The 26,301-nt window shown below is 43.1% G+C and carries 20 protein-coding genes; 6 read left to right on the top strand and 14 right to left on the bottom strand.

From position 1 onward, the window contains the following. Window positions 1-7: 7 nt before the first annotated feature. The 4 genes from RLN88_RS04450 to RLN88_RS04435 form a co-directional block, all read right to left on the bottom strand. Window positions 8-2,146, bottom strand: coding sequence for a T9SS type A sorting domain-containing protein (locus tag RLN88_RS04450; protein WP_350220182.1), 2,139 nt, complete (start codon window positions 2,144-2,146; stop codon window positions 8-10). Continuing rightward, entirely contained in the window at window positions 2,131-2,619 is a 489-nt protein-coding gene (locus RLN88_RS04445) for a hypothetical protein (RefSeq protein WP_350220181.1), read from the bottom strand. The genes RLN88_RS04450 and RLN88_RS04445 overlap by 16 nt, the downstream gene beginning before the upstream one ends. Before the next feature lie 9 nt (window positions 2,620-2,628). Continuing rightward, complete coding sequence (murI, locus tag RLN88_RS04440) at window positions 2,629-3,453, bottom strand: glutamate racemase (RefSeq protein WP_350220180.1); 825 nt, start codon at window positions 3,451-3,453, stop codon at window positions 2,629-2,631. Between the two features lie 309 nt (window positions 3,454-3,762). After that, window positions 3,763-5,136, bottom strand: a complete 1,374-nt coding sequence (locus RLN88_RS04435) for a cystathionine beta-synthase (RefSeq protein ID WP_350220179.1) — start codon at window positions 5,134-5,136, stop codon at window positions 3,763-3,765. A 152-nt stretch (window positions 5,137-5,288) separates the two neighbouring features. Between RLN88_RS04435 and RLN88_RS04430 the strand changes: the two genes are divergently transcribed. The 3 genes from RLN88_RS04430 to RLN88_RS04420 are packed head-to-tail and all read left to right on the top strand — an operon-like array spanning window position 5,289 to window position 8,332. Continuing rightward, a complete protein-coding gene (locus RLN88_RS04430) occupies window positions 5,289-6,434 on the top strand; it encodes a T9SS type A sorting domain-containing protein (RefSeq protein ID WP_350220178.1) in 1,146 nt (381 codons plus the stop codon). A 43-nt stretch (window positions 6,435-6,477) separates the two neighbouring features. Further along, window positions 6,478-7,836: a M24 family metallopeptidase gene (locus RLN88_RS04425; RefSeq protein WP_350220177.1), complete on the top strand. Its 1,359-nt coding sequence runs from the start codon at window positions 6,478-6,480 to the stop codon at window positions 7,834-7,836. 4 nt (window positions 7,837-7,840) lie between these two features. Further along, window positions 7,841-8,332: a hypothetical protein gene (locus tag RLN88_RS04420; RefSeq protein ID WP_350220176.1), complete on the top strand. Its 492-nt coding sequence runs from the start codon at window positions 7,841-7,843 to the stop codon at window positions 8,330-8,332. 35 nt (window positions 8,333-8,367) lie between these two features. Here RLN88_RS04420 and RLN88_RS04415 read toward each other — a convergent pair whose 3' ends face one another. Beyond that, entirely contained in the window at window positions 8,368-8,775 is a 408-nt protein-coding gene (locus RLN88_RS04415) for a DUF1761 domain-containing protein (RefSeq protein ID WP_350220175.1), read from the bottom strand. A 135-nt stretch (window positions 8,776-8,910) separates the two neighbouring features. Between RLN88_RS04415 and RLN88_RS04410 the strand changes: the two genes are divergently transcribed. Next, on the top strand, window positions 8,911-9,060 hold the full coding sequence (locus tag RLN88_RS04410) for a hypothetical protein (RefSeq protein WP_350220174.1): 150 nt from the start codon (window positions 8,911-8,913) through the stop codon (window positions 9,058-9,060). 51 nt (window positions 9,061-9,111) lie between these two features. Beyond that, window positions 9,112-11,379 carry an ATP-dependent helicase gene (locus RLN88_RS04405; protein WP_350220173.1) on the top strand — a complete coding sequence of 756 codons (2,268 nt, stop codon included), beginning with the start codon at window positions 9,112-9,114 and terminating at the stop codon, window positions 11,377-11,379. 1,114 nt (window positions 11,380-12,493) lie between these two features. Here RLN88_RS04405 and RLN88_RS04400 read toward each other — a convergent pair. The 3 genes from RLN88_RS04400 to RLN88_RS04390 form a co-directional block, all read right to left on the bottom strand. Continuing rightward, window positions 12,494-12,973: a hypothetical protein gene (locus RLN88_RS04400; RefSeq protein WP_350220172.1), complete on the bottom strand. Its 480-nt coding sequence runs from the start codon at window positions 12,971-12,973 to the stop codon at window positions 12,494-12,496. 714 nt (window positions 12,974-13,687) lie between these two features. Further along, window positions 13,688-15,406 (bottom strand): hypothetical protein, encoded by a 1,719-nt coding sequence (locus RLN88_RS04395; protein WP_350220171.1) that lies wholly within the window; start codon window positions 15,404-15,406, stop codon window positions 13,688-13,690. A gap of 620 nt (window positions 15,407-16,026) precedes the next feature. After that, on the bottom strand, window positions 16,027-19,788 hold the full coding sequence (locus RLN88_RS04390) for a S8 family serine peptidase (protein ID WP_350220170.1): 3,762 nt from the start codon (window positions 19,786-19,788) through the stop codon (window positions 16,027-16,029). 301 nt (window positions 19,789-20,089) lie between these two features. On the opposite strand from RLN88_RS04390, the gene RLN88_RS04385 reads away from it, so the two are divergent. Next, window positions 20,090-20,512, top strand: a complete 423-nt coding sequence (locus RLN88_RS04385; protein ID WP_350220169.1) for a hypothetical protein — start codon at window positions 20,090-20,092, stop codon at window positions 20,510-20,512. On the opposite strand, the gene RLN88_RS04380 is transcribed toward RLN88_RS04385, so the two are convergent. From RLN88_RS04380 to RLN88_RS04355, 6 genes are all read right to left on the bottom strand, one after another. Continuing rightward, a complete protein-coding gene (locus tag RLN88_RS04380; protein WP_350220168.1) occupies window positions 20,513-20,752 on the bottom strand; it encodes a CDGSH iron-sulfur domain-containing protein in 240 nt (79 codons plus the stop codon). A 71-nt stretch (window positions 20,753-20,823) separates the two neighbouring features. Continuing rightward, window positions 20,824-21,057 carry a hypothetical protein gene (locus RLN88_RS04375; protein WP_350220167.1) on the bottom strand — a complete coding sequence of 78 codons (234 nt, stop codon included), beginning with the start codon at window positions 21,055-21,057 and terminating at the stop codon, window positions 20,824-20,826. A 138-nt stretch (window positions 21,058-21,195) separates the two neighbouring features. Then, complete coding sequence (locus RLN88_RS04370; RefSeq protein ID WP_350220166.1) at window positions 21,196-21,873, bottom strand: hypothetical protein; 678 nt, start codon at window positions 21,871-21,873, stop codon at window positions 21,196-21,198. 31 nt (window positions 21,874-21,904) lie between these two features. Then, window positions 21,905-22,927 (bottom strand): hypothetical protein, encoded by a 1,023-nt coding sequence (locus tag RLN88_RS04365; RefSeq protein WP_350220165.1) that lies wholly within the window; start codon window positions 22,925-22,927, stop codon window positions 21,905-21,907. Then, entirely contained in the window at window positions 22,872-24,020 is a 1,149-nt protein-coding gene (locus RLN88_RS04360) for a fibronectin type III domain-containing protein (RefSeq protein WP_350220164.1), read from the bottom strand. Before RLN88_RS04360 ends, RLN88_RS04365 begins: the two co-directional genes overlap by 56 nt. After that, window positions 24,017-26,299 (bottom strand): hypothetical protein, encoded by a 2,283-nt coding sequence (locus tag RLN88_RS04355; protein ID WP_350220163.1) that lies wholly within the window; start codon window positions 26,297-26,299, stop codon window positions 24,017-24,019. The genes RLN88_RS04360 and RLN88_RS04355 overlap by 4 nt, the downstream gene beginning before the upstream one ends. Window positions 26,300-26,301: the final 2 nt, after the last annotated feature.

Below are 26,301 nucleotides of genomic sequence, written 5' to 3'. Positions count from 1 at the left end.
CTGCTCTTTATTGTTTCAGGAAGCGACGACTGATCTTTTGTCCATTCATATGAAACTCTACAATGTAGAGACCTGAATTTAACGATCGCACGTCTACCCTTTCAGCAAACGATTGATTTAAAATCTCCTTCCCGGAAATATCTCGAATTGAAACCTGCTGAATATCATTTTTAGGCTCTCCGGTGAGTGATAGGTTCAAATAATCCTGAGCGGGATTGGGATATATTTTTAGACTAGCCTCGATCTGATCTACACCAAGGATTATAAATGGTTCAGTGGTATTGGTACAGGAGCTATTGCTGACATCAACGGTATATGCCCCGATATCAGTAGCCGTTATTGATGAACCTGTTTCTCCTTCAAGAGCTTCCTCATCAAAGTACCATTGTAAATCTAATTCTTCAGATACATCAACCATAAGTTGATCACCATCTTGTACAATCTCATATACCTCTTCACATACAGCAGGCTCAAGCCTGTAGTCGTCAACAAATAGACTATTCCCATATCCATTCTTGGTTCGAAATGCCACTCGCCCATAACCTTCCATGGATTGGTCAAATTCAATTAGTACAGTTTCACTCATCCAATCACCAGCTTCCGGAACAAAACGGTCAGTCAATGGATCAGCTGTACTAAGCTCTTCCCCACCTTTTCTCCATGCAGATTCCCAATCAATGTTGCATGCATCAGAAAAGACTATGTCCAGCGTATCGGTGTAGTCACCTTCCTCTATATCAGAATAATAAGTATAGGCATATTCAAAAGTCAATTCGAACACCTTGTGCTGATCTGTCTTTACTAATGGCAAATTGAAGTAGTCGATTTCATCAGCCCCTTCATAATTGTAATGATCCATATGCAAAGACTGGGTCGCACTTCTTGATGCCTCGGTTGAAATAATAAATGAAAACCCATCATCATTTGTCAGTTGTGCATCTATTGTATTGGCTTCATCGAACTCCTCAAAATCAGAAATAGCCATTATACCTTCCGCTTCACCGCCCGGATATACGGTTATATAATTTTCCAGATAAAGCTCTTCTTCGTCTCCTCCTGGAGTCATGGCTGTGAGGGTTACATCATAGGTGCCCGGCTCGGCATAGCTAACCATTGGGCTTTCATCACTAGAAGACGAGGGAGACCCGCCTTCAAATGTCCAGCTAAATCCGGTCATTTCTTCAGAAGTATTTGAAAACTCAACCATATCGTTCACACACACTTGCTGGTTTTCAACCTCAAACTTGATAGCATAGCCCAACAGATAGGATCGGTGGTTTACATATCCTGAGGCTATCCGATCATATTGACCCTGACTGAAAAAATCACGACAATTCTTAACAGAATAAGACATTATGTTGTGGGTATTAGGTGAAAAAATATCGCCATTCCCATCCACGGCGGTCCCGGTGTAATCGCATGAGCCTGACACTACGCCTGATAAATTAGGGTCTGCCTCTGTATCACAAAGCTGATCACCTGCGGTATCACAGTTTGCTGGCAGACAATCTACCTCACATGCTGTTGATTCCTCCCCTGGTCTTATAACAATCTCGTCGGTTGTGCCGGTATTTGTAGTTCCATGAGTGTGGTAAAGAGTGAAGTAGTGACCAATCTCATGAGGTAAGGTGCTTCCATTTATTGCACATGAGTTGTCCATCAGAATGATGTCTTTCCAACCTGGGAAATATGCGTAACCACAATAGAATCCCCCCTCCCCATCTCCAACGCTATTGGCAAAATAGATATTGATGGTGTTTTCAATATCATTTGGCTCGTTAAGTGCATCCTCATCAGAAGTGACGAAATCAAAAAATTGAGTGCTGTTGATGTAGTTAATTTCATAGATGAAAAATGACATCCCTGCGTTTGCATAGTAATCGTTTACATTATCTATTGCATCAAATAGCTGCTGATCCGTGAGGCCTCCACCGCCATCATCACGTCTGATAATGTGAGCTGTAATAGCAACTGTGGCCGGATCAGATAAAAGATTGACTGATGTGCTTCTCTGATTTTGAAAATTTTCCAGCAATTGCTTCTGAGCCAATGTAAGCTCAGGAGTATAACATTGAAGTTCCTGGGATTTTAGATCGATTGAAAGTGCAAAAAGAATTGTTGCTAATACTGTTATCCTGGTAGCCATCCTACATTAATGTTTTCGAGACGTAAATAATCTATGGTCATGGTCTCAAAAACTATTTTCTTGAGAACTATGGTCACTTTATAAGGTTCCTTTTTTTCTGCTTTCTCCTTTTCCAGCAAGTCTACATATACTTCTACAATGCCATCAATCGCCACTTCTTCAAGAAGCTCATTAGGTTTTTGCATCATCACATCATTGCAAAGTGAGGCATTGATCGGGCCGTCGTATTTTTTTCTTTTCACTTTTACCACCTCAGCCTTATCTACAGAGTATGCTTGCATCTTCTGCAATTCAATAGAAGTCACATCCAGCACCACGGAGACATATTCCTGATTATCACCGGACAGTTTGTAAACGATGAAATTCCCACAGCCTACGCTTCCACCATCGAATGGGTGCATAGATTGTGTGCTCTTGGTCACGCTACATGCCGAAAAAGAAATAGCGGCTATTAAAATGATGAATCGGAGCATTCGGTAAAACTACGCTAATTCATCCCAAATTGGAACCAGCTCAAGGTGTACTTCTCTGCCAAAGAAGGTTTTGGTGGTATGCTCGAATGATTCCGTAAAGTCGGAAACCAGAAATTTATCCGCTCCCTGTCTGGCGGTATTCACCAGCTGATGGTACTCGAGGAAAGCTTTTAGGGCCTTGGCTACCGTTTCCGCTGAGTCAATAATCTCTACTTGCTGATGTTGCTTTTTGAAGTGATCATGTATCTCATTTTTTATAATCGGGTAATGCGTGCAGCCCAGGATCAACGACCTGATGTCCGCTAAAGAAGGATCATTCAGATATTTGGCAATAATATTCTGACTGATTTCGTCATCGTAAATGCCCTCCTCTATCATGGGCACCAGAAGTGGTGTAGCTAGCGAGGTGAATGAAATTCCCTGATTGAGGGTCTCAATCTTTCTGGCGTATACACCTGCAGAAACGGTCTGCTTCGTGCCAATTAGTCCAACCTTCTCATCCGTGTAATTTTCCCTAATGAAATCAACCGTGGGGTTAATCACATCAAACACTTTTGCCCGCTTGCCTACATACTCGGTGACCAAATCAAAAGCCGCTGAAGAGGCGGAATTGCACGCAATCAAAATCACTTTGCATTTGTGCTTTAAAAGCAAATCCGCAATACGAACGGAATAGGCCTGAATGGCTGCAGTCGACTTGTCTCCGTAGGGCAAATGCGCCGTATCCCCAAAATAGATGATGGACTCATCCGGGAGAAGCTTCTTTACGGCTCTGGCCACAGTCAGCCCGCCTATTCCGCTATCAAAAATCCCGATTGGTTGACTTGATTTCATATGTTATAAACCTCCAAATTTCAAATAATAAATCACAAACAAACTCCAAAATCATTATACATAGACCTGACCTTAACTTGATTTATTGATTATGGCAGATAATATCCTTTCAATTCAATTGCTTCATCAAATTTTAACTCTAAGGAAGAAATCATTTTTACTCAATGCTAAACCTATCAGACATTGAAGTTTGAAATTTGGCTCTTTTATTTTTGGGATTTTGTGGTCAAAATAAAAAACCCCTCAGTGAATAAACCAAGGGGCTGCAAGTAAAGAGTTAAAAATTTAATTTGTGCTGGTCAAATGTAATTAATTCGTCATAGCCACCAAAAGGTCACTTTGCGTGATGATGTGCGGCTGATTATTTTCATCCCTGATCATCAAGGCTTTCTTTTCCTTTCCAAGCATGGACGACATCACGTCTATGGGCTCCAATGAGGAGATGAACTGAAAAGGCGGCTCCATGATCTCGGAAACAGACTTCTCTTTCAATGCCGGATTCTCTACGAGACTTTTGAGCAGCAAACTATCAGATACGCTTCCAACGAACTCACTCCCCTCTACCACAGGAGCCTGATCTATCCCCTTTTGATGCATCACTCTGATAGCCTCTCCCACCTTCATTTTGTGATCCAAAGTGACCAGGTCAGCTGATCCATTTTTGCTCCTGATAATATCCTTTGCGGTAGCGAACTTTCGATCCTCAAGAAATCCATGATCTTTCATCCAATCATCATTGTACACTTTACCCAGATACCTGGTTCCATGGTCCGGCAGGATAATCACCATTACATCATCTTCTTTCAGGTTTTCCTTCGCATACTCTAGCGCGCCATAAACCGCTGATCCACATGACCATCCCACAAAAAGTCCCTCCTCTCTTGCCAATCTGCGCGTCATGATCGCTGCATCCTTATCCGTCACTTTTACTATATGATCCACAAGATCAAAATTTACATTCTTCGGCAGGATGTCCTCTCCGATCCCCTCCGTCAGGTATGGGTAAATCTCTTTCTCATCAAAAATTCCTGTCTCTTTATATTTTTTAAAAACTGAGCCATAGGTATCCAATCCGATGGTAATGATATCCGGTTTCTGCTCTTTCAGGTATTTTGACGTCCCGCTGATTGTCCCGCCTGTGCCCATTCCTGCTGCATAGTGGGTGATTTTTCCATCGGTATCTTTCCAGATTTCCGGGCCAGTGGTTTCATAGTGTGCCAGCGTGTTGGCCGGGTGGTCGTATTGATTGGGATAGAATGAATTGGGGATGTCTTTCTCCAGCTGCTTGGCCACCGAATAATACGATTTAGGATCATCAGGTGCGACGTTGGTAGGACATACCACCACTTCAGCACCCATCGCGCGAAGTACATCCATTTTCTCTTTGCTCTGCTTGTCAGCCAGGGTGAAAATGCATTTATATCCTTTAGAAATTGCCACCAGTGCCAGGCCCATTCCGGTGTTTCCAGAAGTACCTTCGATGATCGTGCCGCCCGGCTTTAAAATTCCTTTTTGCTCCGCATCCTCGATCATCTTTAGGGCGATTCGATCTTTCACCGAATTGCCGGGATTGAAATATTCTACTTTGACCAAAATCGTTCCCTTTATGCCTTCATTGATACGGTTCAATTTGAGGAGTGGGGTATTTCCTATTCCCTCCGTTAGATTATTCAGATACTTCATTTATGCTTTTTTCGAATTGAGCCACAAAGGTAGATAAAAGGACTTCAAAGCCATAAATACTGACTCCATCGAAGAATTTGAAGGTTGCTTCTAAAAGAAAACCAGTTGCATAAACAACTACGTATATTTGCATAATTTATCAAATGATAATAATGAAACACGGACTTTACCTAGCTCTGATCTCTTTGTCTGTATGGGCTTCTGCTCAACGGTCAACGCATAATAATTATTCTGGTGACTGGAATTCTTCCGCAAGTTGGACAGATGCACAGGCGACTAGTAATGATGAAAATGGAAGTTTTATTATCAATGGTAAAATCACCAATGGAGCCGCCCTGCTCACCATAACTGGTAGTGTAACAGTCAATGACACCCTGATTGTGGAGGGTAATTTCAATATGGATCAAAATGGTGCCACTTTAACAGTTGGTGCAAATGGAGTTTTGATAGTGCTGGGAGACTTTGATTTTGCCAATCAGCTTAACATTAACAACAATGGTGTAATTGCTGTTGGTGGGACTTTCGATAAGGACGGCTCTGCCAATCAGGGATCATTTACAGGTTCAGGAAAAGTGTATGCTACCAGCTACGGACCTGTAGGCGGACCTGGAAATCCTACCACAGGGGATTGGATTGATGATGAGACAGGAAACACAAGCCAATCGGAATCCGTGACTGACCTCTCAGGGGATGGATTTAGTGAAATTGAAGAATTCATCAACGGTGGGGGTACTACGCCACTCCCGGTGGACCTACTATACTTCACCACGGAATCAAACGAAGAGATAAAACTTAGCTGGGCCACAGCCACTGAGTTGAATAACGATTTCTTCTCGATTGAGCGTTCTGAGGATGGAAAATATTTCTATGAGATTGGTAGAGTAGCTGGAAATGGTGACTCCAATGAGGTTATTGAGTACGAGTTTACAGATAAGTTTGCTTTTGCCCCTATAGAATACTATCGCCTGAAGCAAGTGGACTTTGACGGTCAGTTTGAATACTTTCAAGTTCACAGGGTAGAAACAGGTTTAGCAAAAGAGAAAAATGAGTTTACAGCCTATCCCACAATAGTAAAAAATGGCCAAATGAACCTTTCTTCGACGAAACCATTTCAAATTCAGAATATTACTTTTTATAGCCTTTCTGGAGGTGAATCTAAGAGCCTTAATGAGCAACTCGTGCAAGAAAATCCTTTGAATTATTCCGTAAACCTGAGTGGATTGGAAAAAGGGATTTACTTAATAAAACTTTCCTCGTCAGAAGGTGATCAACATAGCTCTCGTATAATTGTAGAATAACCTCCAGATTGAATCATTATCTTTAGTGCCCAAACACTAAAGCATGAGATCAATTCTTAATCTTTCCCTTATTATTCTCGGCACAGCTCTCTGGGCTCAAAATCCCTATACTCCAAAAATCCTTTCCATGAAGGAAAGAGCAGAGGTCATTGACAACTGGCTGGAAGAGCGAATACAAACGGTTCTCCCTGAGGTGATGCGACGCACCGGCATTGATATGTGGGTCATCATTGCCAGGGAATACAACGAAGATCCTGTAATTAAGACCCTCTTGCCAGCTACCTGGCAATCGGCCAGGAGAACCACAATGCTCATCGCTTTCGATCCCGGGGAAGGCAAGCCCCTGGAAACTTTCGGGATGTCCCGCTACAACACAGGTGAATTATTCAAGACCATGTGGAATAAGGAAATGCAGCCAGATCAGTGGAAAGCGCTGGCAGATATGATCCTGAAAAAAGATCCCAAAAAAATAGGTATCAATAAATCAGAAACATTTGCGCTTGCGGATGGCATCTCATCCACCCACTATGATATGCTGATGGATGTACTGCCGAAGAAATATCAGGATCGTGTCGTAGGTGCGGAAAATGTGGCAATAGGATGGCTGGAAACCCGCACCGAAAGTGAGATGATCGTTTATCAAAATATTGTGAGGATCGCCCATCAGATCATTGCAGAGGGTTTTTCAGAAAAAGTAATTCAACCTGGCATCACAACTACCGACGATGTGGTGTGGTGGTACCGTGACAGGATTCGTGAGTTGGGTTTCACTGCCTGGTTCCATCCTTCGGTATCCATCCAGCGAAAGGATCCGGAATCTTTTGATCATTTGCGCTCATTCTCCGAGCGACCAGAACAGCAAATAATCTATCCCGGGGATCTGCTGCATGTAGATTTTGGGATTACATATCTCCGACTCAATACCGACACGCAGCAACATGCCTACGTGCTGAAGCCCGGTGAACAGGATGTGCCGGATTTTTTAAAATCCGCATTTAAAAAAGGGAATCGTGTTCAGGACATCCTTACCTCTAATTTCGTAAGTGGCCGTAGTGGGAATGAAATACTCAGGTCTACGTTGGATCAATGCGCATCTGAGGGCCTCAAGGGTGTGATCTACACACACCCAATTGGCTTTCATGGGCATGCAGCCGGGCCAACCATCGGACTGTGGGACATGCAGGGCGGTGTACCTGGCAAGGGCGATTATCCACTCTATCCAAATACCGCTCACTCCATCGAATTGAATGCTGGGGTATTTATTGAAGAGTGGGGTAAAGAAATCCGTATCATGCTGGAAGAAGATGCGTTCTTCGATGGCGAGACCGTCAGGTATATTGACGGAAGGCAAATGGAGATTATGTCCATCCCGAGAAAACTTAGCCCTAATTCAAGAAACTAAAGAGATGAAAAACCTGCTGCTGATTTCCCTTCTCATTGCCTCACAGTTTACTCAGGCACAAAATGAATCAATAAAGGCCTTCGAGAATCTAGTCGGGAGCACCTGGATTGCTGATGGAAAACAACTCGGAGGTCATGACGGCAAAACCGTGAAGGAATTCGAATGGGGACTGGAAAGGAAGATTGTGAAAGTGAAAACCTACACCACAGATCCTAAGACTCTAGAGTTTGGATTGAGAAATGAGGGTGTTAGAGCTTTTAATTCGGAAACAAAGCAACTTGAATTCTATGAGTTTGATAAGCTAGGGGGTGTGAGTAAGGGAATAATCAAAATCGAAGGAAAAAACATCTATTATGAATATGCCTATGGTGACATGCTACTCAGGGACAGTTGGATATTTCTATCTGAGGATGAGTACAGGTATCAGGTATGCTCTATGAAAGATGAAACGTGTGATCAAACCTTTCACGAGGGGGGTTTTAAGCGAAAAAAATAGCCCTCAAAAGAGGGCCATTTATTCTTTATCTGTTTTCACATCACTGTCAAAATCACTCCCATCAGTGTCAGAAGGATCACGAAATAGAACGCATTGATAAACCATAGCTTCAGGGACGTTCTGGAAAACAGGGCATTGACACCCATCGCCGCGGCGATGAAAAACAAGCCGATATGCAACCCATAGGCTGCTCCCTGCCCTACGGATGGATCCGTATTTCCATGACCCAGAAAGTACGCCAGCTGAAGTGCAATGATGAACTCAAGCACGAAGGCCGTACCATAAATTTTGGCCATGTTGGCATTCTTTAAATCATCTTCGGTAAAGCCCATCTCAGCCATCCAGGCCTTTCCAAACAATGGGCCGTACCATAATCCCCCTACAATAAATGCTGAAACAGAAGCTACTACCACTGCCAGCCAATTAATTGATGAAAAATCCATAATAGTGTAATTAAGTTAGTTTGATGCTAAACAAGATAACTATTTTAATCCATTACGGAAGTAATTTGATTTTCGAGATTTAGCTGAGTGCGTTAACATTGCAATAACATTTTTATAATGTTGTAATTTTATCAATTGCAAAAGCTCGACTTATATACACAAGCCACCCGCGTGAAGAAGCCTGCATTCAAAGCAAGAAATATTATTCTCATTCTGGAAGTAATTTTTTTTCTGGCCTTTCTGGGCTTCATCATTCTCAACAACATTTTCCGGTTCATTTCCTGATTTCGTTTAGGTCGAAAAATATTATTTGACCAAATCAAATACTTTTGCCGCATGGCAGAAGCGCAGGCAGATTACCTTGATCAACTCAATCCCCCCCAACGAGAAGGTGTAGTAAATGTAGAAGGACCTTGCATGATCATAGCAGGTGCCGGATCAGGCAAAACAAGGGTACTCACCTATCGGATAGCCCACCTCATTCGCGCCCATGATGTAGATCCGTTCAACATCATGGCACTGACATTTACCAACAAAGCAGCCAGGGAAATGCAAAAGCGAATTGAGCAAATGGTGGGGGCTGAAGCCAGAAACCTGTGGATGGGGACATTCCACTCGGTGTTTGCTCGAATCTTACGAGCAGAAGCTAGCCGAATCGGGTATCCCAGCAACTTCACCATATATGACACGGATGACTCCAAATCCCTTATCAAGCTGATCGTCAAAGAATTCAACCTGGATGACAAAGTCTACAAACCTAACATCATCTACAGCCGAATCTCTGGAGCGAAAAACAGACTCGTGTCATGGAGGGAGTACCTGAACAACCCCATCTACCTGGAAGACGATACGCAGAATATGCGACCGGAAATGGGGCGTATTTATAAGACGTATTGTGAGCGATGCTTTGCTGCCGATGCAATGGATTTCGATGACCTCCTGTTCAATACGAACATCCTTTTCCAGCAACATGATGATGTGCTTAACAAATACCAGCAGCGTTTTCATTACGTAATGATCGATGAGTTTCAGGACACGAATATCTCGCAGTACCTGATAGCCAAAAGACTGGCTGCCGTCCGACAAAACATCTGTGTGGTGGGTGACGATGCGCAAAGTATCTATGCTTTCCGGGGAGCCGATATCCAAAACATTCTAAATTTTGAGAGAGACTATCCTGACCTAAAAACCATCCGGCTTGAGCAGAATTACCGATCCACCAAGACAATCGTAAATGCTGCCAATGCAGTGATCGGGAGGAACACTGCCCAGCTAAAAAAGAACGTCTGGACGGCCAATGATGATGGTGATCTCATTGAGCTCATCAAAGCCACTTCAGACAATGAGGAAGGAAAGCTGGTGGCCTCCGCCATCTTTGAGACGAAGATGCAAAGCCATGCTTCAGAGAAAGAGTTTGCTGTACTGTACCGCACCAATAGTCAATCCAGGGCCATTGAAGAAGCGCTGCGACGAAACAACATCCGGTACCGGATTGTGGGTGGTGTTTCATTCTACCAACGCAAGGAAATCAAAGACCTCCTCGCCTATTTCCGCTACACGGTCAATCCAAACGATGAAGCAGCCATGCGTCGGATCATCAACCTACCCAAGCGAGGGATCGGGCCAACAACGATTGATAAGATGGTAGTCTCTGCCCATGAAGAAGGGAAGGAACTTTGGGAAATCATGGAAAAAGCTTCTTCCTACGTAGGAAACCGTGGAGGCACTCAGGTAGAAAATTTTGCCGCCCTGATCAAGTCTTTCCGGCTGACCAACGAGAAGAAGGATGCCTACGAAACAGCCTCTCAAATAGCCAAGACTTCTGGCTTGCTGAAGGAGCTCTATGAGGACAAGACCATCGAAGGCATGAACCGCTATGAGAATACGCAGGAGCTCCTGAATGCGATCAAAGAATTTACCGATGATCCGGAGCGGGAAGATAAAAGCCTTGGAGCGTTCCTGCAGGATGTAGCACTTCTGACAGACGAGGATCGAAATCAAAAAAATGAAGATGCCGTAACCCTCATGACCATTCACATGGCGAAGGGGTTGGAGTTTCCGTACGTTTTCATCGTAGGTCTGGAAGAGGAACTTTTCCCTTCTCAGATGATGCTGAGTAGCCGCGCCGATTTGGAAGAAGAGCGCAGGCTTTTCTATGTGGCGATCACACGTGCGGAGAAGAAACTTTATATGAGCTATGCGCTAAACCGATATCGATTTGGCCGACTCAAAAACTGTGAGCCCAGCAGGTTCCTGGAGGAAGTAGACCCGCAATTCATCAAGGTAAACCGGAAGTTTTCTTCAAGTGATCCGGTCTCGCCCGGGGTGAATTATGTTACCAAAAACTTCGTTTCGAATATCCGGAAGGAAAACACCAACAAACGCTTTGCTGCGAAGGTGAACCATACCCCAAGTGCTGATTTTGAGCCGAGCGATACCAGCAACCTGGCCGAAGGCATGAAGGTGGAACACCCGAAATTTGGCTTTGGCGTGGTGACGGAGATAGATGAGCAAGGTGCCAATAAAAAAGCCAAAGTGGATTTTGAACAAGCCGGAGAGAAAACGCTGCTGCTGAGCTTTGCCAAGTTGAGGATTCTTGGCTAGGATACTTTCAAATTTTAGAATAAACTTCATTATATTTTTTAATTGCATCCTAAATCAGAAATTGGTCTCAGTCCTAGAAGGACTTCTTTCACCTCATCCCAATCAGGGCGATCAATTTGCGGATTTTCCTGATGCACTATGGCCTTATATTCTATAATTTTTTGCTAAATGGGTACTGAAGGGGAAGGTTAAAAAAGGGATAAAGGGAGGAATAGATATTTCATGAGATATCTTTGGCACATTGAATAGCATTTTCTGATCAATTAAGATGTTATTCCTTTTGATTAGAAATAGTTGGCAATTAGATACGTGATTAAAAGAATAAGGGATAGGTAGCTCCATGCATAAGCTAACCTTTTTTTTGATTTGAAATCAGAAATTGTTGTAACAATGAGAGCTAGAATTGCAGCAATTCCAGGAATTACTACAATATAGCCATTCAAATAATTTTTATATTTCACAAAAAGCAGAGCCAAAAAAGCGATGCTGATGCCTATGTAAAAGATCAATTTTGTCCATTGAGTGCTATTCCTTAGGATATCTTTAATTAGAATATAAGCAAATAAAGATATTGGAAAGACGATCATGCTTATCAAGTTAATATATGCAAAATTCATACTGATAATGCGATCAGATATCATTAATGAAGCCACCAATGATATTAGGAAAATTGAACCATCGACAATAAGGATGTAACGGAGTACTTTTGCTAAGGTATTCATGATTGTGTGTTTAGTTACATTCTAAATCGCTAATTGGACGATTACCATTTAATACTTCCTTTACTTTTTCCCAGTTAGGTCTGTCGCCTTGATTTCTTTGGGATGGTATGAATGATATTTTATTAATTCCAAATTGGTTTATTCAGATAGGATAAATTATGAAAAGAATTGTTGAAATAACAAAACCAATCAATCCAAAAAAATGATATAATTTGGGTTTTTTTTTATTTGCAAAGAACTGAATAATCATAAAAGACTTATATGCTAAAAATACTATGGTTAAAACTAAATAGTAGCTAAAGTAGTCTGCTGGATAAAGTATTCTGTCCCAGTAATAGAAAAGAAGTACACTCCATACAATAAATGCTATTAGCAAAAAGAATTCAAATGCTTTAACAATCATTTCTTAATTCTTCTAAAGTAATTTCACCATTTAAGAACTGTTGCGCTTCATGCCAGTTAGGCCTGTCTCCTTGATTCCTTTGAGATGGTAGGGTAGCGGATCCACCATTTTGCTCAACAAATTCCTTTATTTTGTCCTGAAATGACATCCAAAGATCGTCTGCTCGATTCATCATATCTTGACCATCAATTAAATATCTTAAATCTCGAACCAAACTGGCTATTGGTTGAGTAAGCCGATCAACACCCATCGTATAGAAGGTATAAGATCCATCACTGTTTTGTGTAAATCCAAACTCCCTGTTACCACTTACCGGATGATGTAAATCAAGAGGTGATCTTATAACACTAAATATCCAGCGATTATTTTCTGCTTCTGTAACTATCACTGTTCCATCATGAGGGGATAGATCGATATGTATTATGGTTCCTAATTCATTACCGCTCCAAAACAGACCTTCTTCGGGCATCAGATCAGGATATGGCTCAAAGTAAGCATCATTAATGAAGCCACCAATGATATTAGGAAAATTGAACCATCGACAATAAGGATGTAACGGAGTACTTTTGCTAAGGTATTCATGATTGTGTGTTTAGTCACATTCTAAATCGCTAATTGGACGATTACCATTTAACACTTCCTTCACCTTTTCCCAATCTGGTCGATAAATTATATTATCTGAGGCTTTGGGGACAACTGACGACCCACCATTGTTTTTGATTTTCTGATCTAGAGGGTTGACCTCCATTTGAAAGATCGTTGAATAGACCTTTAAGTACTCTTATTCAATTTTTTCCTTAGTAAGAACTCAATTTCGACCAAAGCGGGAATCAATAGTAAGAATCCAATAATTTCTCTCCAACTAAAGTTGCTAAAGAAATCACTATCAATCATATCGGGTATTCTTGAAAGGAAATATCCTAGCATAAGAATGATAACGGCTTTTAAATACCTAGCGCTCCTCTTAACATCATTTCTTGATATATATATATATATGCCATTGAGTAGAACATATGCCCATAGCCCAAATATTAAACCGTACACAAAAACACCAAAGCCAGAAAAAACATAACCGGACGGTTGTCCATAAAAGTGATCACAAATCAATATTGAACCCATATGAATTGTATATAAGAGCAGCCCTAGTATTATAGATTTGAAAATAAATTTTTTCATATTTATATTAATTACATCCTAAGTCAGAAATCGGCCTGGTACCCATTAATACTTCATTTACCTTATCCCAATCAGGGCGATCAATTTGCGGATTTTCCTTTTGTGCTTGCCCTCCATTTGCTGGGTCATTGATGTAATTTTCCAGATTATCCTGAAACGCACTCCAGAGAGCATCCGCTCCTTCAAAAGCTGATGGGGCAATTGGCAAGTCTCCAACAAAATTGTCAAACGTTTCCGCTACTCTATCAACACCTCTTGTGAAGAAAGTATAGCTTCCATCTTGATTTTGTTCTAATCCAAATTGTCTGTTTCCACTCACAGGATGATTCCAATCTTGTGGTGATTCAATTGTAGTAAATATCCAACTCCTATTTTTCTGATCAGAACATATGACGCTCCCATCTTGCTGAAATGGACCTGGAAGGTCGATATCAAACCTCATAATTGTGCCTAAATAGTCATCGGACAGCCAGTTCAGCAATTCATCATCATTGTAAGGGCCAAATTCAGTAGAGTTATTAGCAAAGAAGGTGTTTAGGTTTTTTCTCACATAGTTAAAAAAACCAGTTGGCCCAAACCGATTTCCGGTGTTAGGATTGATCGGAAGCTGGGTGATCTTAACAGGAAAATAGTCCAGGTTCACTACTGGGCCTTTGGCATCTTTGATGTACTGTATATCCCAATCTCCAGAAATTATACTTGTATAGTTGTCATCTAAATTCTGAATTTTATCTATTACCTCTTGTGGGGGTGTATGTTGGGCTAAGGCTTGCCAGTTTTCGATCTGGTCACAATTTTGAATAAGGGCAAAGGGATCTTGCTCTAATAAGTCGTAAAATTGCTTCTCTATGGCATCAAGCAGGCTAAGCTGGGGTCCGCCGCTGGGCACCAGGCTGAGCACCCCGGAAAAGTTGTTGCCGGAAAACTGCGGGATCACCTGGTATCCATTGGTATTGAACCAATTGTAGTGGCATTCGGAAAAGTCAGTGTCCAGGTGGCAGGTGATGGTAATGTCAGTAATCGTCTCTTTGGTATCGGAGCGCACCCAGTGGGTACTTGTTTGTGTTTGGCCGGCATTTTTGCCGGTTTTTTCCACTTTTATTGTTGTGTATTTTACCCGGCCACCTACTTCATAGGTGTTCACCTGTATAAAGCATTCGGAACTCATGGTTTCCTGCTGGTCAATGTAGCATCCGTACTGAAAATCGCCATCACCGTCGGTTCGTCCTCCCTCATGCGCTTCCCCATCAATGGATACCCCATCCTGCATTTCTGTGGCATAAAAGATTTCGCCTGTTTCCAAAGATTGGTAAGAAATTGTTCCTGAGAAATAGGCCAAAAAACTTGCCGTGTCCAAATTGGCCAGATGATACTGGGATGGCTCATATATGATATTGTATGCGGCGTATACAGAATCAAAGTCTACAAATACAATGTTCTCAATACGGTCCAGTCGGTTACCGGAAGTAAGAATGGAATAATTGGTCAGGTCCAATACTTCGTCATGTAGATATTCCGCACTATCCAGGTCCAGGGCTGCCACTCTACCGGAAGAGGACTGAAGGGCACTCATGAGGTTTTTAAGGGTAGGGTCATCATCTATCCTCACCTTACCATAGGAGTGGCCCGGATTCTCCCTCGGTTCATCGGGCTGTATTTGTTCTTCGTTAGGGTTGCATCGGATGATTATTACTGATACAAAGGTCAGCAGGAGAAATTTTTTCATGAAAATTTTTATACTTAATGGATTAGGTTTTTAATGATTTTCATCAAAACTATTCCTTTTCAATAAATAATACTAAAAAGAAAGTGAAAGAGGCTGCTACTTTTGCTGTGTTGAATGTACAAATAGTACTACATGATTCTGATGGGCATACAGAGAAATAGTAAAATCCTCACACCCACCTCCTCACTTTCTCACAATACTCTCTATACTCCTTTCCGAATAGCTTGGTTATCGCTTCTTCTTCCGGTTTGATTGGGAATCGGGGATATACCACATTCCTATGTACATCGGATTTCGGGTGTATTTGTAGATGCCGTGAGTCACAAGTACATAAGCTTTTTGAGGATTCATTGGATCTACCGTGGTACTCTTGTTCCGAAAAGCAATGATGGCCCATCATAACACACAACATTCCGCCTATCAAAAACACCCTGGAAATGAGTTCTTGATATGAATGAATATGCCAAATCGTGAATGAGATAATATGAGCCAAATAACAACCCGAGGGATAAAGAGAATATTATGACCGGTGGAATTTTCAATTTCATTTGGGGAAGCTAGCCAAACAAAAAGCCCCATCCACAAGTGTGAACAGGGCTTCCGATTAGGTTAGATTTAGGTTACTCTTTTACAAACTTCTTCATGATTGATTTTCCACCTTCATCCATGAGGTGAATCATGTACATTCCCGCATTCAGGTTTCCTACATATACCTTACCATTTACCAACTGACCACTTTCAACTGCCTGACCGTTCAGGTTTGTAATGGTGTAAGACACCTCAGACCTATTTGATGCAATTGTCAGTTGCTCCCCTACTCGGTAAGTTGGATACATGCTTACGCTCACAGGCGAACCTACAGAAGCAGATGACTGCACGGCAAATATCGAAGAAGTAGCTCCACCAACACAGAAGCTGGTGGTCTCGCTGGATCCAAATGAGCCCCCTGTAGCAAGCGTAGTGCTTCCATCTGTCAGGCTATATGAGCCGCTTCCGTATGAGCAGCAGATTCCGTCACCGTAGCTATCATTGATTACAAAATCATAGCATCCGGTAGCAAGGGAAATTACTTCTGTCACGGTTGATCCATCGGGCTGGGAACCGTAAGTTCCACCTGAAGCTAGCACGGTCGAACCGTCTCTGATCTGCCAGCTGGTTTCCTCAGGATAGTTATCCAATACGATTGTCAATGTCACATCCGTATCTCCACCGGTACTTCCCGCGCTTACCGAAAGATCATCGATTGCAATATCACTTGACCATCCGTTTCCAGTGGTTCCTATCATTCTCAGTTTCACGTCATCACCCAGGTAAGCAGCCAGATCAATATTGGCAGTCTGCCATGAGTTACCCTGATTTCCAGATTGCGTCCAAATGTTCGTCCAGTTATTTCCATCCGTGGAAGCTTGGACCGTGAGTGAGCCTATATTGCTTCCATACATGTGGTACTTGAATGCGAAGGTTGCCGCACTTTCACCTGATAAATCGAAACATGGACTTTCCAAAATGGCGGTCGCATTGCTTCCTATCTGTCCTGTTCCTGAGGTTGATGCCTCCAGATACATGTAATATGATCCCTGGGCTGCTGAGCTTGGTCCTGTATTTGATGAAGGGGTGCCGTTGGCATCTCTAAGCCAGTTACCATCATCACCGGTAACCTGCGTCCACCCAGCTCCGGTTTCAAAACCTTCAGCATATGGTAGTGTAACTGTAGATGCACAACTCATTCCCGCACTTTGGGTAGTCACATTCAGGGCATTACTTGCCGCTGAAACATTACCTGCCGCATCTTTCGCTCTTACAGTAAAAGTATACGAAGTGCCAGCTGCCAGACCTGTAATATTAGCAGATGTTCCGGTTACACTTCCGATGTTGGAAGCTCCCTGATACACGTCATATCCCGTTACTCCCACATTATCCGTCGAAGCGTTCCAGTTCAATGTCAGGGTCGTCTGTGTAACATTTGAAGCATTCAAACCAGTAGGTGCAGTTGGTGCCTGGGTATCTCCACCTACGGTAATGTTTACTGTGTAATCCTCTACTTCCCCGTATTGGAATGACTCGCAAGATGTTGGTATTCCATTGTATTTCATGGAAACTCTCAAACGAGTGGTTCCTTCCACAGCACTACTTGGAACGGTGAAAGTCCCGGAAACCGGCGTGGTTTGAGTTGCAGATCTCGTCCACACCTGCTCGCCGGCATCAGTGAAGTCGCCATCTTTGTTGTAATCAATCCATGCGCTGTAAGCTTCATTGTACGTTGTACCTGTCCATGTAGGGGTTACCGTAATGGTAACAGAAGCATTTTTAGCCAGGTTGGTAGACTGTCCAGTAAAGTCCCCATATCCCCCTGAAGATGCGCCGGTACTGTTGTCTATTGTTCCAATTTGAACACGGCTTATGTATTCATCTGATGTGTTGTTTCCATTGGAAGCACAATAGTTCAGTTGAACTTCAGTAGTAGTGAAAGTCACTGAGCTGGAATATGATGAATTTGATCCATCTGAACACTTGCTTCTTACTTGTGCCTCATACTGTGTCTGCGGAGTTAGCCCCGAAAGGCTTGCTGATGCTCCTGATGAAGCCTGAGTCGTCCAGGTAGTAGTTCCTGTTTGTCTGTATCTCACATCATAAGTAGCGCCGGCAACTGCTGACCATGAAAGGCTGGCAGTAGACGATCCTACATTTGATGCGCTAAGACCGGTTGGAGTAGTAGCTGTACATGGTTGGGATGCTCCCAATCCTGTAACTACCAAAGAAAAATTTTGGCTTCCGCCAGAAAGTGATCCTTTATGTGTCACTGTCACTGTATACGATCCTGTGGCACTTGAAATATCCACCCGCTCATACGGATCAACCGTATTGTCTCCTGTTCCGTTGGAGTTTACTCCAGTCAATCGGTACGGGGTATAAGTAGTAGCTCCTTTTGAAACACGGATATCCAGATCATTTACCAATACCGGAGTGGAAAGGTTTGTAGTACCTGTATTAGCAGTTCCGGCTGGATCTGTCCAGGAGATAGAAGCTATCAATGGATTGCTTCCATCGGAATCTACGTTGAGGGTATAGGTTTGTCCGGGACTTAGAGTTAGCTCTGAAACGATGGAAGCCCCACCGTTTGAGCTGATGGTCTCTGCTGCTTTTTTTGCATTCAATAGTCCCCATCCGTAAACGGCATCAGGTCCGGAAATTCCAGCATCGTCTGCAGTATGCAGAGCAAGGCCCTTCAGAGTAGCCGCTCTCATGAATGATCCATTTACATTGTTGTAGTGCTGCTGCAAAAGCAACAACGTACCAGCCACATTGGGAGAAGCCATGGAAGTTCCACTGATGGAGTTATAAGCAACATCGCTATTGTCGTATGTTGAGTAAACTCCTGTGCCATTTCCAGTGATATCTGGTTTTATTCGATAATCATCAGTTGGTCCCTCACTACTGCTGCTGTTAATAACTACAGAGTTGAAGCTACCGTCGTTGTTTACATTGGCATCCTGACCATTGGCAACAACCATGTTGTTTTTAGCGGTGGAGTGGCCGGTCAATTTGTCAAAAGATGATGCGCCTGCCAAAGGTGAGCCATTTGATGAGTTGTCGTTTCCATCATTGCCGGCAGCTACCACCATCAGATAATATGGCGAGTTGTACAATAGGTTGTCCCAGTCTCTTGTTTCATCAATGTACGCTCCAAAGTACCAATCTGGTACCAGATCCGCACGATATCCATACGAGTGGTTGGAAATAAGCATCCCTGAGGCAGCTTCAGCAGTAGCCTCAGAAAGGTCGTTGTTCCAATCGTGGGTTAAGGCCCTAGCTCGTGGTGCCATCCCTTTTGCAGCGGCCTGCACTCCTGAAGCCACAATGGTGCCGGTAACGTGCTGAGCATGAAAGCTGTTTCCGTTCAATCCGGTTACACCGTCATTGATTGATACCCTATTGTTTCCACCAGGGCCATCAAACTCCTGGTGAGTCACTCGGGTAGGACCACCGTCCCACACGTGAGCCGTCATGTTCTGGCCGTCAAGACTTAAGCCAAGAGATCCGCCAATGTTCAAATGATTCGCTCTGGTTGATCGAGCGGCATCTTCATTGTAGATCGTGTAATAAATAGGTTGGCCGTCGTTGGAGACAGCTACCAATTCATCAATAGATCCGTCGGAATTTGCTTTTAGAATCTCCCACCCACGGAGGGAGGCCATGTTTATGGCCTGAGCTTTTTTGCTTTCCTGCTTTGCTCTGAAATCCTGCTTTAATTGGGTGAGTTTTGCTTTGTCGTACTTGCTGCTGATCTCTTGCCGCTGTAGTTGAGTTTGGGCAAAAGTAGTCATGGTGGACAAGGTAAAGGCTAGCAACAACGCCTTTACCCGTCGCTCAATTCTTCTCATAATAAAACGATTAGGTTACAAAATATTCAGGCGAATATAAGGGTATTTCTTTTCCACTTCCAATAAGGTTCGTCCTTAAAATTAAAAATTGAAATATTATTCCGTATATAGAATAAATTAAGAATAATATTTCATTTTATATGTAAATTAAAATGGATTAACTCCAAAATAGCACTATTAATAGAGGTAGATGGATTATCAAGTGATAATGTATGTTCTGTTTAATATGAAAATTAAGAAATTAGTTAGACCATTATTCTTAAATTGAAGAATATTCAACCGATAATTGAACCAAATCCAAATGACCAAAATCACCCTTTCAAGTATACTATTAGTCATTTTTTGGACCTCCGGATGCACGGCTCAACAGGCCAACCAGCTAACCGGAACTCTCCAAGGAACAATCGGCTTGTATGAAGGAAATTGCATGCCGGGTCCGGGAATTCCACCATGTGAGCCCAGACCTATCTCTGCCTGGATATTGATTACGGAAGTCTCTGAAACGTATAATCCTAATTTACTAGTGGATAGTGTACGATCGAATGCGGAAGGGAAATATTCAATCAGGCTGAAAGAAGGAAGTTACAGTTTGTTTGTAAGAGATGGAGACCAAATAGTATGCACTGAAATACAATGCCCCGACTCATGCATCTGCCATCCCTTTATCATCAAACTTGACTCAGTAACGGTGATAGATGCGAATCTGGATCATGCAACGTGGTAATTACAGTTGCTTATGTGAGCCATCGCAAAACCCGGGATTGCTGGTGTGCTTACACATACACATGTAAACAGTTTTAGATTTTTCCGCTTTGAAAACTTTGGGGGAGAATTCCGTGCCACCATGTGAGCCATCACAAAAAGGCTGATTGGAGGATTGACCGCAGGCACACCATGCGTAGGTCTTACCTTCTTCTACTTCAATTGACACAGGAGCTTTACCTGCAATCTTTGGTTCTTCCATATCTGATCATATTAGTTTACTTCATTAACTAAAATTCAAGACCCTCGTAAATGTTTTGAGATTACCAAAATTTAATCTTCAGACCGCTCCACCAAAAGAACAAAACCTTCTTCCAGATTTAAGTATCCGTGCTCATAGCAGAAATAATAGGTATCTCCGGCCTTGGTGGTGTATGTACTCGTATGAAAATCAAAATCAAATCCTTTTTTTAGCAACTTGTCCCTGTGCGTTTTCTTCTTTCCCTCGGGGTTCAACTCAGCCAAAATCCTGCGGTTTTTAGCCAACGTGTTATTGACGTTTCTCATGTAGTTAGTAGATACTGAATTGGCTTTGTTGTTATATAGAATCGCAAAAATCAAACGTACGTAAGAAATAAAATCAAATGTACACAAAAACAGCCCTCGAAAGGGCTGTGAATGTAGTCATTAAAGGCTAGTTAAACACTAGTTAAGCTTAAAGTTTGCAGCAGCACTACTCACATCAATTTGATAGGGTTGACGCTTGTGTTTAAACATGGCATTAACCTTAGTGGATCTTTCATCACCAATCTCCTCACTCTCACTTGCCGCTCTAGCGTTAAAGGTCATTGGAATAGGGATTAAGTCCTTACCCAGGTAGATGAACGCCTTCAGATCCTCAAACACAAACATCATGGACCAGTCACCTGGTTGATCCGCAATTGTATCCCAAAAAGCCAATGCTGCCTCTGCAGTATTAGCATGAACAATAGGGACATCCATTGAATGATATTTCTTTCGCATATCTAAAAAACCATATCCACCGCCGGTGGTCATTGATCCCTCGGGCAAAGAACCCCTCACTGGTCCAATAATATGCAGATCGCCGGAAGTCTCCAGAGCATCCCAGGCCGTGTCATCATTTGCATCCCATCCGCTCACGTCTACAGACGTTTTGAAAATCCCTACAGACACAATCCGCGCAAAGTCATCCGGTGCATTATCCGAGATGGTAGGAGTAGTGGGAGCGGCACTTGTGTCGCGCTCAGATACTGCCATAAGCCTGATAGGCTTCAACAACTCCACTAAGTTTATCAGTGGAGCAAATAGGTAGAAGAACAAGCTGCTCATCCCTCCACCAAAACTTAGAATTGTCCAATTCATTTTGAATCTATTTTTAACGTTAAAAAATCCTTTATTTATGTTTTTCTAGCTTGCTGATCCTTTTTTCTAACTCCATGATGTATAAGAACTGCACTTCTATTGTTTCATATAGTTTCTGCTGGAGTTTACCTAGTGATGGCCTGTCTTTTTCCCACTCTTCACGACTTGGTAAGGTGCTGAGGCTGTAATTTTTCTTTACATGCCTTATCTCCTGTTGAAGGGATTTTCTGCGGAAATTCTGCCCATAATCACCCAAAGTATAGCCACAAAATTCCTTTTCAAAAACATAGTCACTCAATAAGCTGTTATCGTCATATATAGCTACAGCATTTATAGTCCCAGCCCCTTTTGCCCCTCCAGTCGGTGACCCAAATACAGTCCCTGAATTTGCGGAAACGATGAATTGATTTGCTAATATGTATGTGGTATCTCCCTCTAAAAAAAGGTCATCGGATTGAAGGTTTGCACTAATTGTGAGATCTCCAGGGCTTCTTATTTCTCCTGTTGGATATATATCTCCTGGTACAGTCAAATTATTGCCCGAAAACGTGCTTCCTTCAACCAAAATATCTCCTAGATCATTTGATATGCTTGGAGTATATATGTTTGAAGTTACAAACAAGCCATCAAATCCAGGACTGTCAGAAGTCCCCAATCCTAAAAAATCCCTTGCCCCAGATCCACCAGCTCCTAGTGTTGTGAGGTCTGCATCATAAGCTTGTACATCTGTTCCTATCACAAGCCCTAAACTTGCCCTTGCTGTGGCAGGAGATTCGGAAACAATATTACTTCCATTTCCCACTAGAAAATATCCATTTGTGGTAGATACTGTCGGCCACAAATTATACCTCGTAATTAGTGAGTTCAGTTTAGTCCTCACAGAGCTGCCAGATTCTCCATTGGAAATAGAGGTTATCTGAGCAAAAGACGCTATCATAAGGAGCGTCATCATGCATGTTAAAATTGTCCGTTTCATAGTCCTTTTTGTTTTTAAGTTTTTAATCATTCCAGAATTCATTATCTTGCCAAATTCCTCCATCATTCCAAGTGCCATCCTCCAATATCCAAGCTGTTTTGCCGTATACCCACTCTGAGTAACCATTAGCATTTACAGCTCTTATTCTTAGCCTTAAAGTTTCTCCCGGGTCCCATGCACTGATATTCTCATTGTGTGTCTCCGCATTTGCAGCAGTAGTTTCCCAATGCGTCCACTCTCCACCATCCAGCTGATACTCTATTTCAAACCCTGTTTCGTCACTTGAGTTATCCGTCCAGTTAGCAGTAACGTTCAGGGGATCTCCAATACCTGAGAAAGTGAAATCAGAAGGCGCAGCAGGAAATGAGAATGTTGTCCTGGTCTCGTGACGGTTGATCATCGCGTCTTCTACCACCTGCATCACAGCTGTGCCTTGAGCCAAGCTGCTGCCGTCTTCAAACTCCCATTCGTAGGGTTCCACAGGCTGGCAAACAATCCCATCGATGCGGATGTAATCATGGCTTAAAGCCAGTTTAATAATATTGTGCAAATGCCCCGGAAGGTGTCCGGTTTGTAGCCTGATGCCTCTGTGGTTAAAAGAGCTTAGTGTGCTTATCAGACCCGCATCATCCACAAATCCGGTACGATCACCGATAGGTACTTCATCACAAAAGCTGCCCTCGATACCAACCGCAAAAAGCCTGACAGGTGTATTATAGTTTACACCAAAAGCATCATCATAATTGTAGTAATCAATCGTTACCACTCGCTTATTTTCCGCTAAAGCTTTGAATGGCTCGCTGACTACCTGAATGTCTGGTTGTCCACCCTCAAATGAATCAATCTGAATAAAGTATCGCTCACCGTACTCAAGTGACGATGGGCTCACCACAAACTTCAGGTAATCAGTCGGGAACTCTATCTTGGAAAGTGACTGTACCACAGTGTCCGGGTCGGTCACCTTTCGGATGCTGATATTGTTTGTGCTGTAATCAGTATTGAACTGAAACCATGAGTCCTTAGCCATCGGCTGGATGTACGGGTCCATGTCATGAATACCAAAGTGATACTGATCGGCATAGAGCTGGCCGTCCCTTCCCGGTCCTACCAGGTTGGCCGGTGACTTAATCACAAACCTGAGCGGATTCGCACGTGATATGATAAAACTCATGGCTCGTAGATTTTAAGGGTTTTAAATTCTGCTTCCATGCTGTTGCCGTCCTTCACCTTGCACATCTCCAAAAAGCCTTTCTTAGTCAGACCCCTCCAGCTCACCGTGATTACCTGGTTAGGATTAGCCAGCAAGGATGTCCACTGGCTTTGCGTGAGTGGAAACTTATACTCCTGAAAGTCCGGGATAAACAAAGGAGTGCGCCCTTCAGTCTCGCTGATGTCTTCATTTTCCACCGTATTCTCTGACTCCCCGGATGAGAGACGAGTGGCCACCAATACATTACCTAGACCTTTTTGGAATCTTAGTTGTTTGTCCGGAGCTGTATCATCATTGTATCGTTTGAATCCTCCGATCAGGAAGTTTGAATGGCGGATCAGAGACCGCACCGGAGTGAGCTTCAGGTTATACTGATCATCCGGGTACTCAATGTTATTGACCATACTAAAATCTTCATCCTTCTCACTAACCCAATCACTACCACTTTTGCGCACAGCGATGATGAACAAATCATCATCATATTGGGTGTCTTTGGATGCTCCCTCTATATACGGCTGCTGGCGGAGCTGCTCGATCAGGTGGCCGCTGCATACTGCCGGGTTCTCAGCATCGTATTCGTTTTTAATTACCTCGTCCAGGCCGGTAGTATAGATCCTCGGTGTGTGCGGTGATCTCAGGATCGTTTCTCGCTGCTGCTCGTACCTGGTGTTCCCACACTTGACAGACCCGAAGAGATACTCCAAGGCGGGGTACTCTCTAAACTGGGCAGGATCTGTGATAGTGAAAGCAACCTGGCTGCTATCCATAAAGTCCTCTATCGGTTCGATGGAAATGTACTGCGTACCGCTAATGGTAACGATACCTACACCAATATTATCGAGCGCATTGAATGCCCGAAATAAATCGTAGAAGCTGGTATATATAGGATGGTCTGCAAGCGGGAACTGGCGGATACCAAACCCATTAGCAACCACTCGTTTAGATCCTGCGCCATCACTACCGTAGGTATGGACTTCACTGTCCGTACGTCCGTAGAAGTTTGACCGTAATGGATCTGCTACCCCCGTGATCTTCTGAAGTGAGCGAAGAAATGCCTCATAAACCAGCATCCCTTTGCAGTTGGTTTCTTCATACTTGAGCTGCCGCTCAATGTTAACATCGAGTGTGTTAATTGTGATGTCTACTTTTTCGGATGTAGTAGTGTTAAAGCGTGGATGAGATGTAGGCCCATCAAATTGAAACCACATTTTAATTGCATCATTTGGATCATCGCCCGCAGCACTTGAAATCGTAATTGAAAAGGAGGCAGTCACACTGCCCGTCTTTTGGTAGAGCGTTCGGCCTCCATCCGTTGGATCCGTGCCAATATTAGACCATGAGCTGAGGCTCTCATTATCCACAGTAGTCACCGATTTAGAATCAGCCACACCATCATACTCTTGGTACTCAAATTTTATTGAGCCATCAGTTGCAGGGCTACCGGTATTTGATGACACGATAACATCATAATCATAATCCAGATCTACTGTGATGTCTATATCCTCAGAAAAGTCTGCATTACGTTGGATCTCTAAGAAGTTATTAACCAGATCTCGTAGCTGATTGGTAGTAGGATCTCCACTTTGATGCACGTAACCAAATGGTAAATTGAAATACTCTTCAGGTATCTCATTGATGGTATACTTATTAGTGCCTAGTTGAATGAAATGGCGACCATCTCTTTCAGCAGCATCATAGTCGCCGATAGCCTCGCCTGCTCCAACCGTGAGGTAAGGGATCAGGGTAGGCTCTGACATGCCCGCATCCACAAACCGGTCATACACCTGGTTGTGCATGGTCACGTCAATAGTCTCATCAGTGAAGCTGGTGATCGCATTGTTGTCCAGGTCGGTTAGCTCTTGAAGGCTGGTCTCGATCTCGTCCCTTCTCAGCCACTTGCTTACTAGATCCACTTGTCTCAGACCTACGATAGTGATTAGGTTTTCTTCATCCCTGTCGTAGCTGGCATAGTCGACCATGCCTTCCAGGTAGTCCTGAAAATCCGTACCGTCATGTCGTTGAATTTCTACACTGGTGCTGGCCAGCACACCACGAGCTTCGTACTTATCTTTGATGTATTTAGCCGCTGCTTTGGTCAGCTCCAGTTGCTTCAAAGAGAAGGCAGGCAGTATCGTGCGGTATCTTTGATCCCGCTGTAGCAACGGCATCAGGTCCTTCCAGTTTCGGATCTGGCCGAGGTACTCGTTTGAGGTGTCTAATATGAGTTTAAACTGATGCACGA

It is taken from the genome of Ekhidna sp., assembly GCF_040223195.1.
GTDB lineage: Bacteria > Bacteroidota > Bacteroidia > Cytophagales > Cyclobacteriaceae > Ekhidna.
This window is presented reverse-complemented; position numbering and strand designations above follow the sequence as displayed.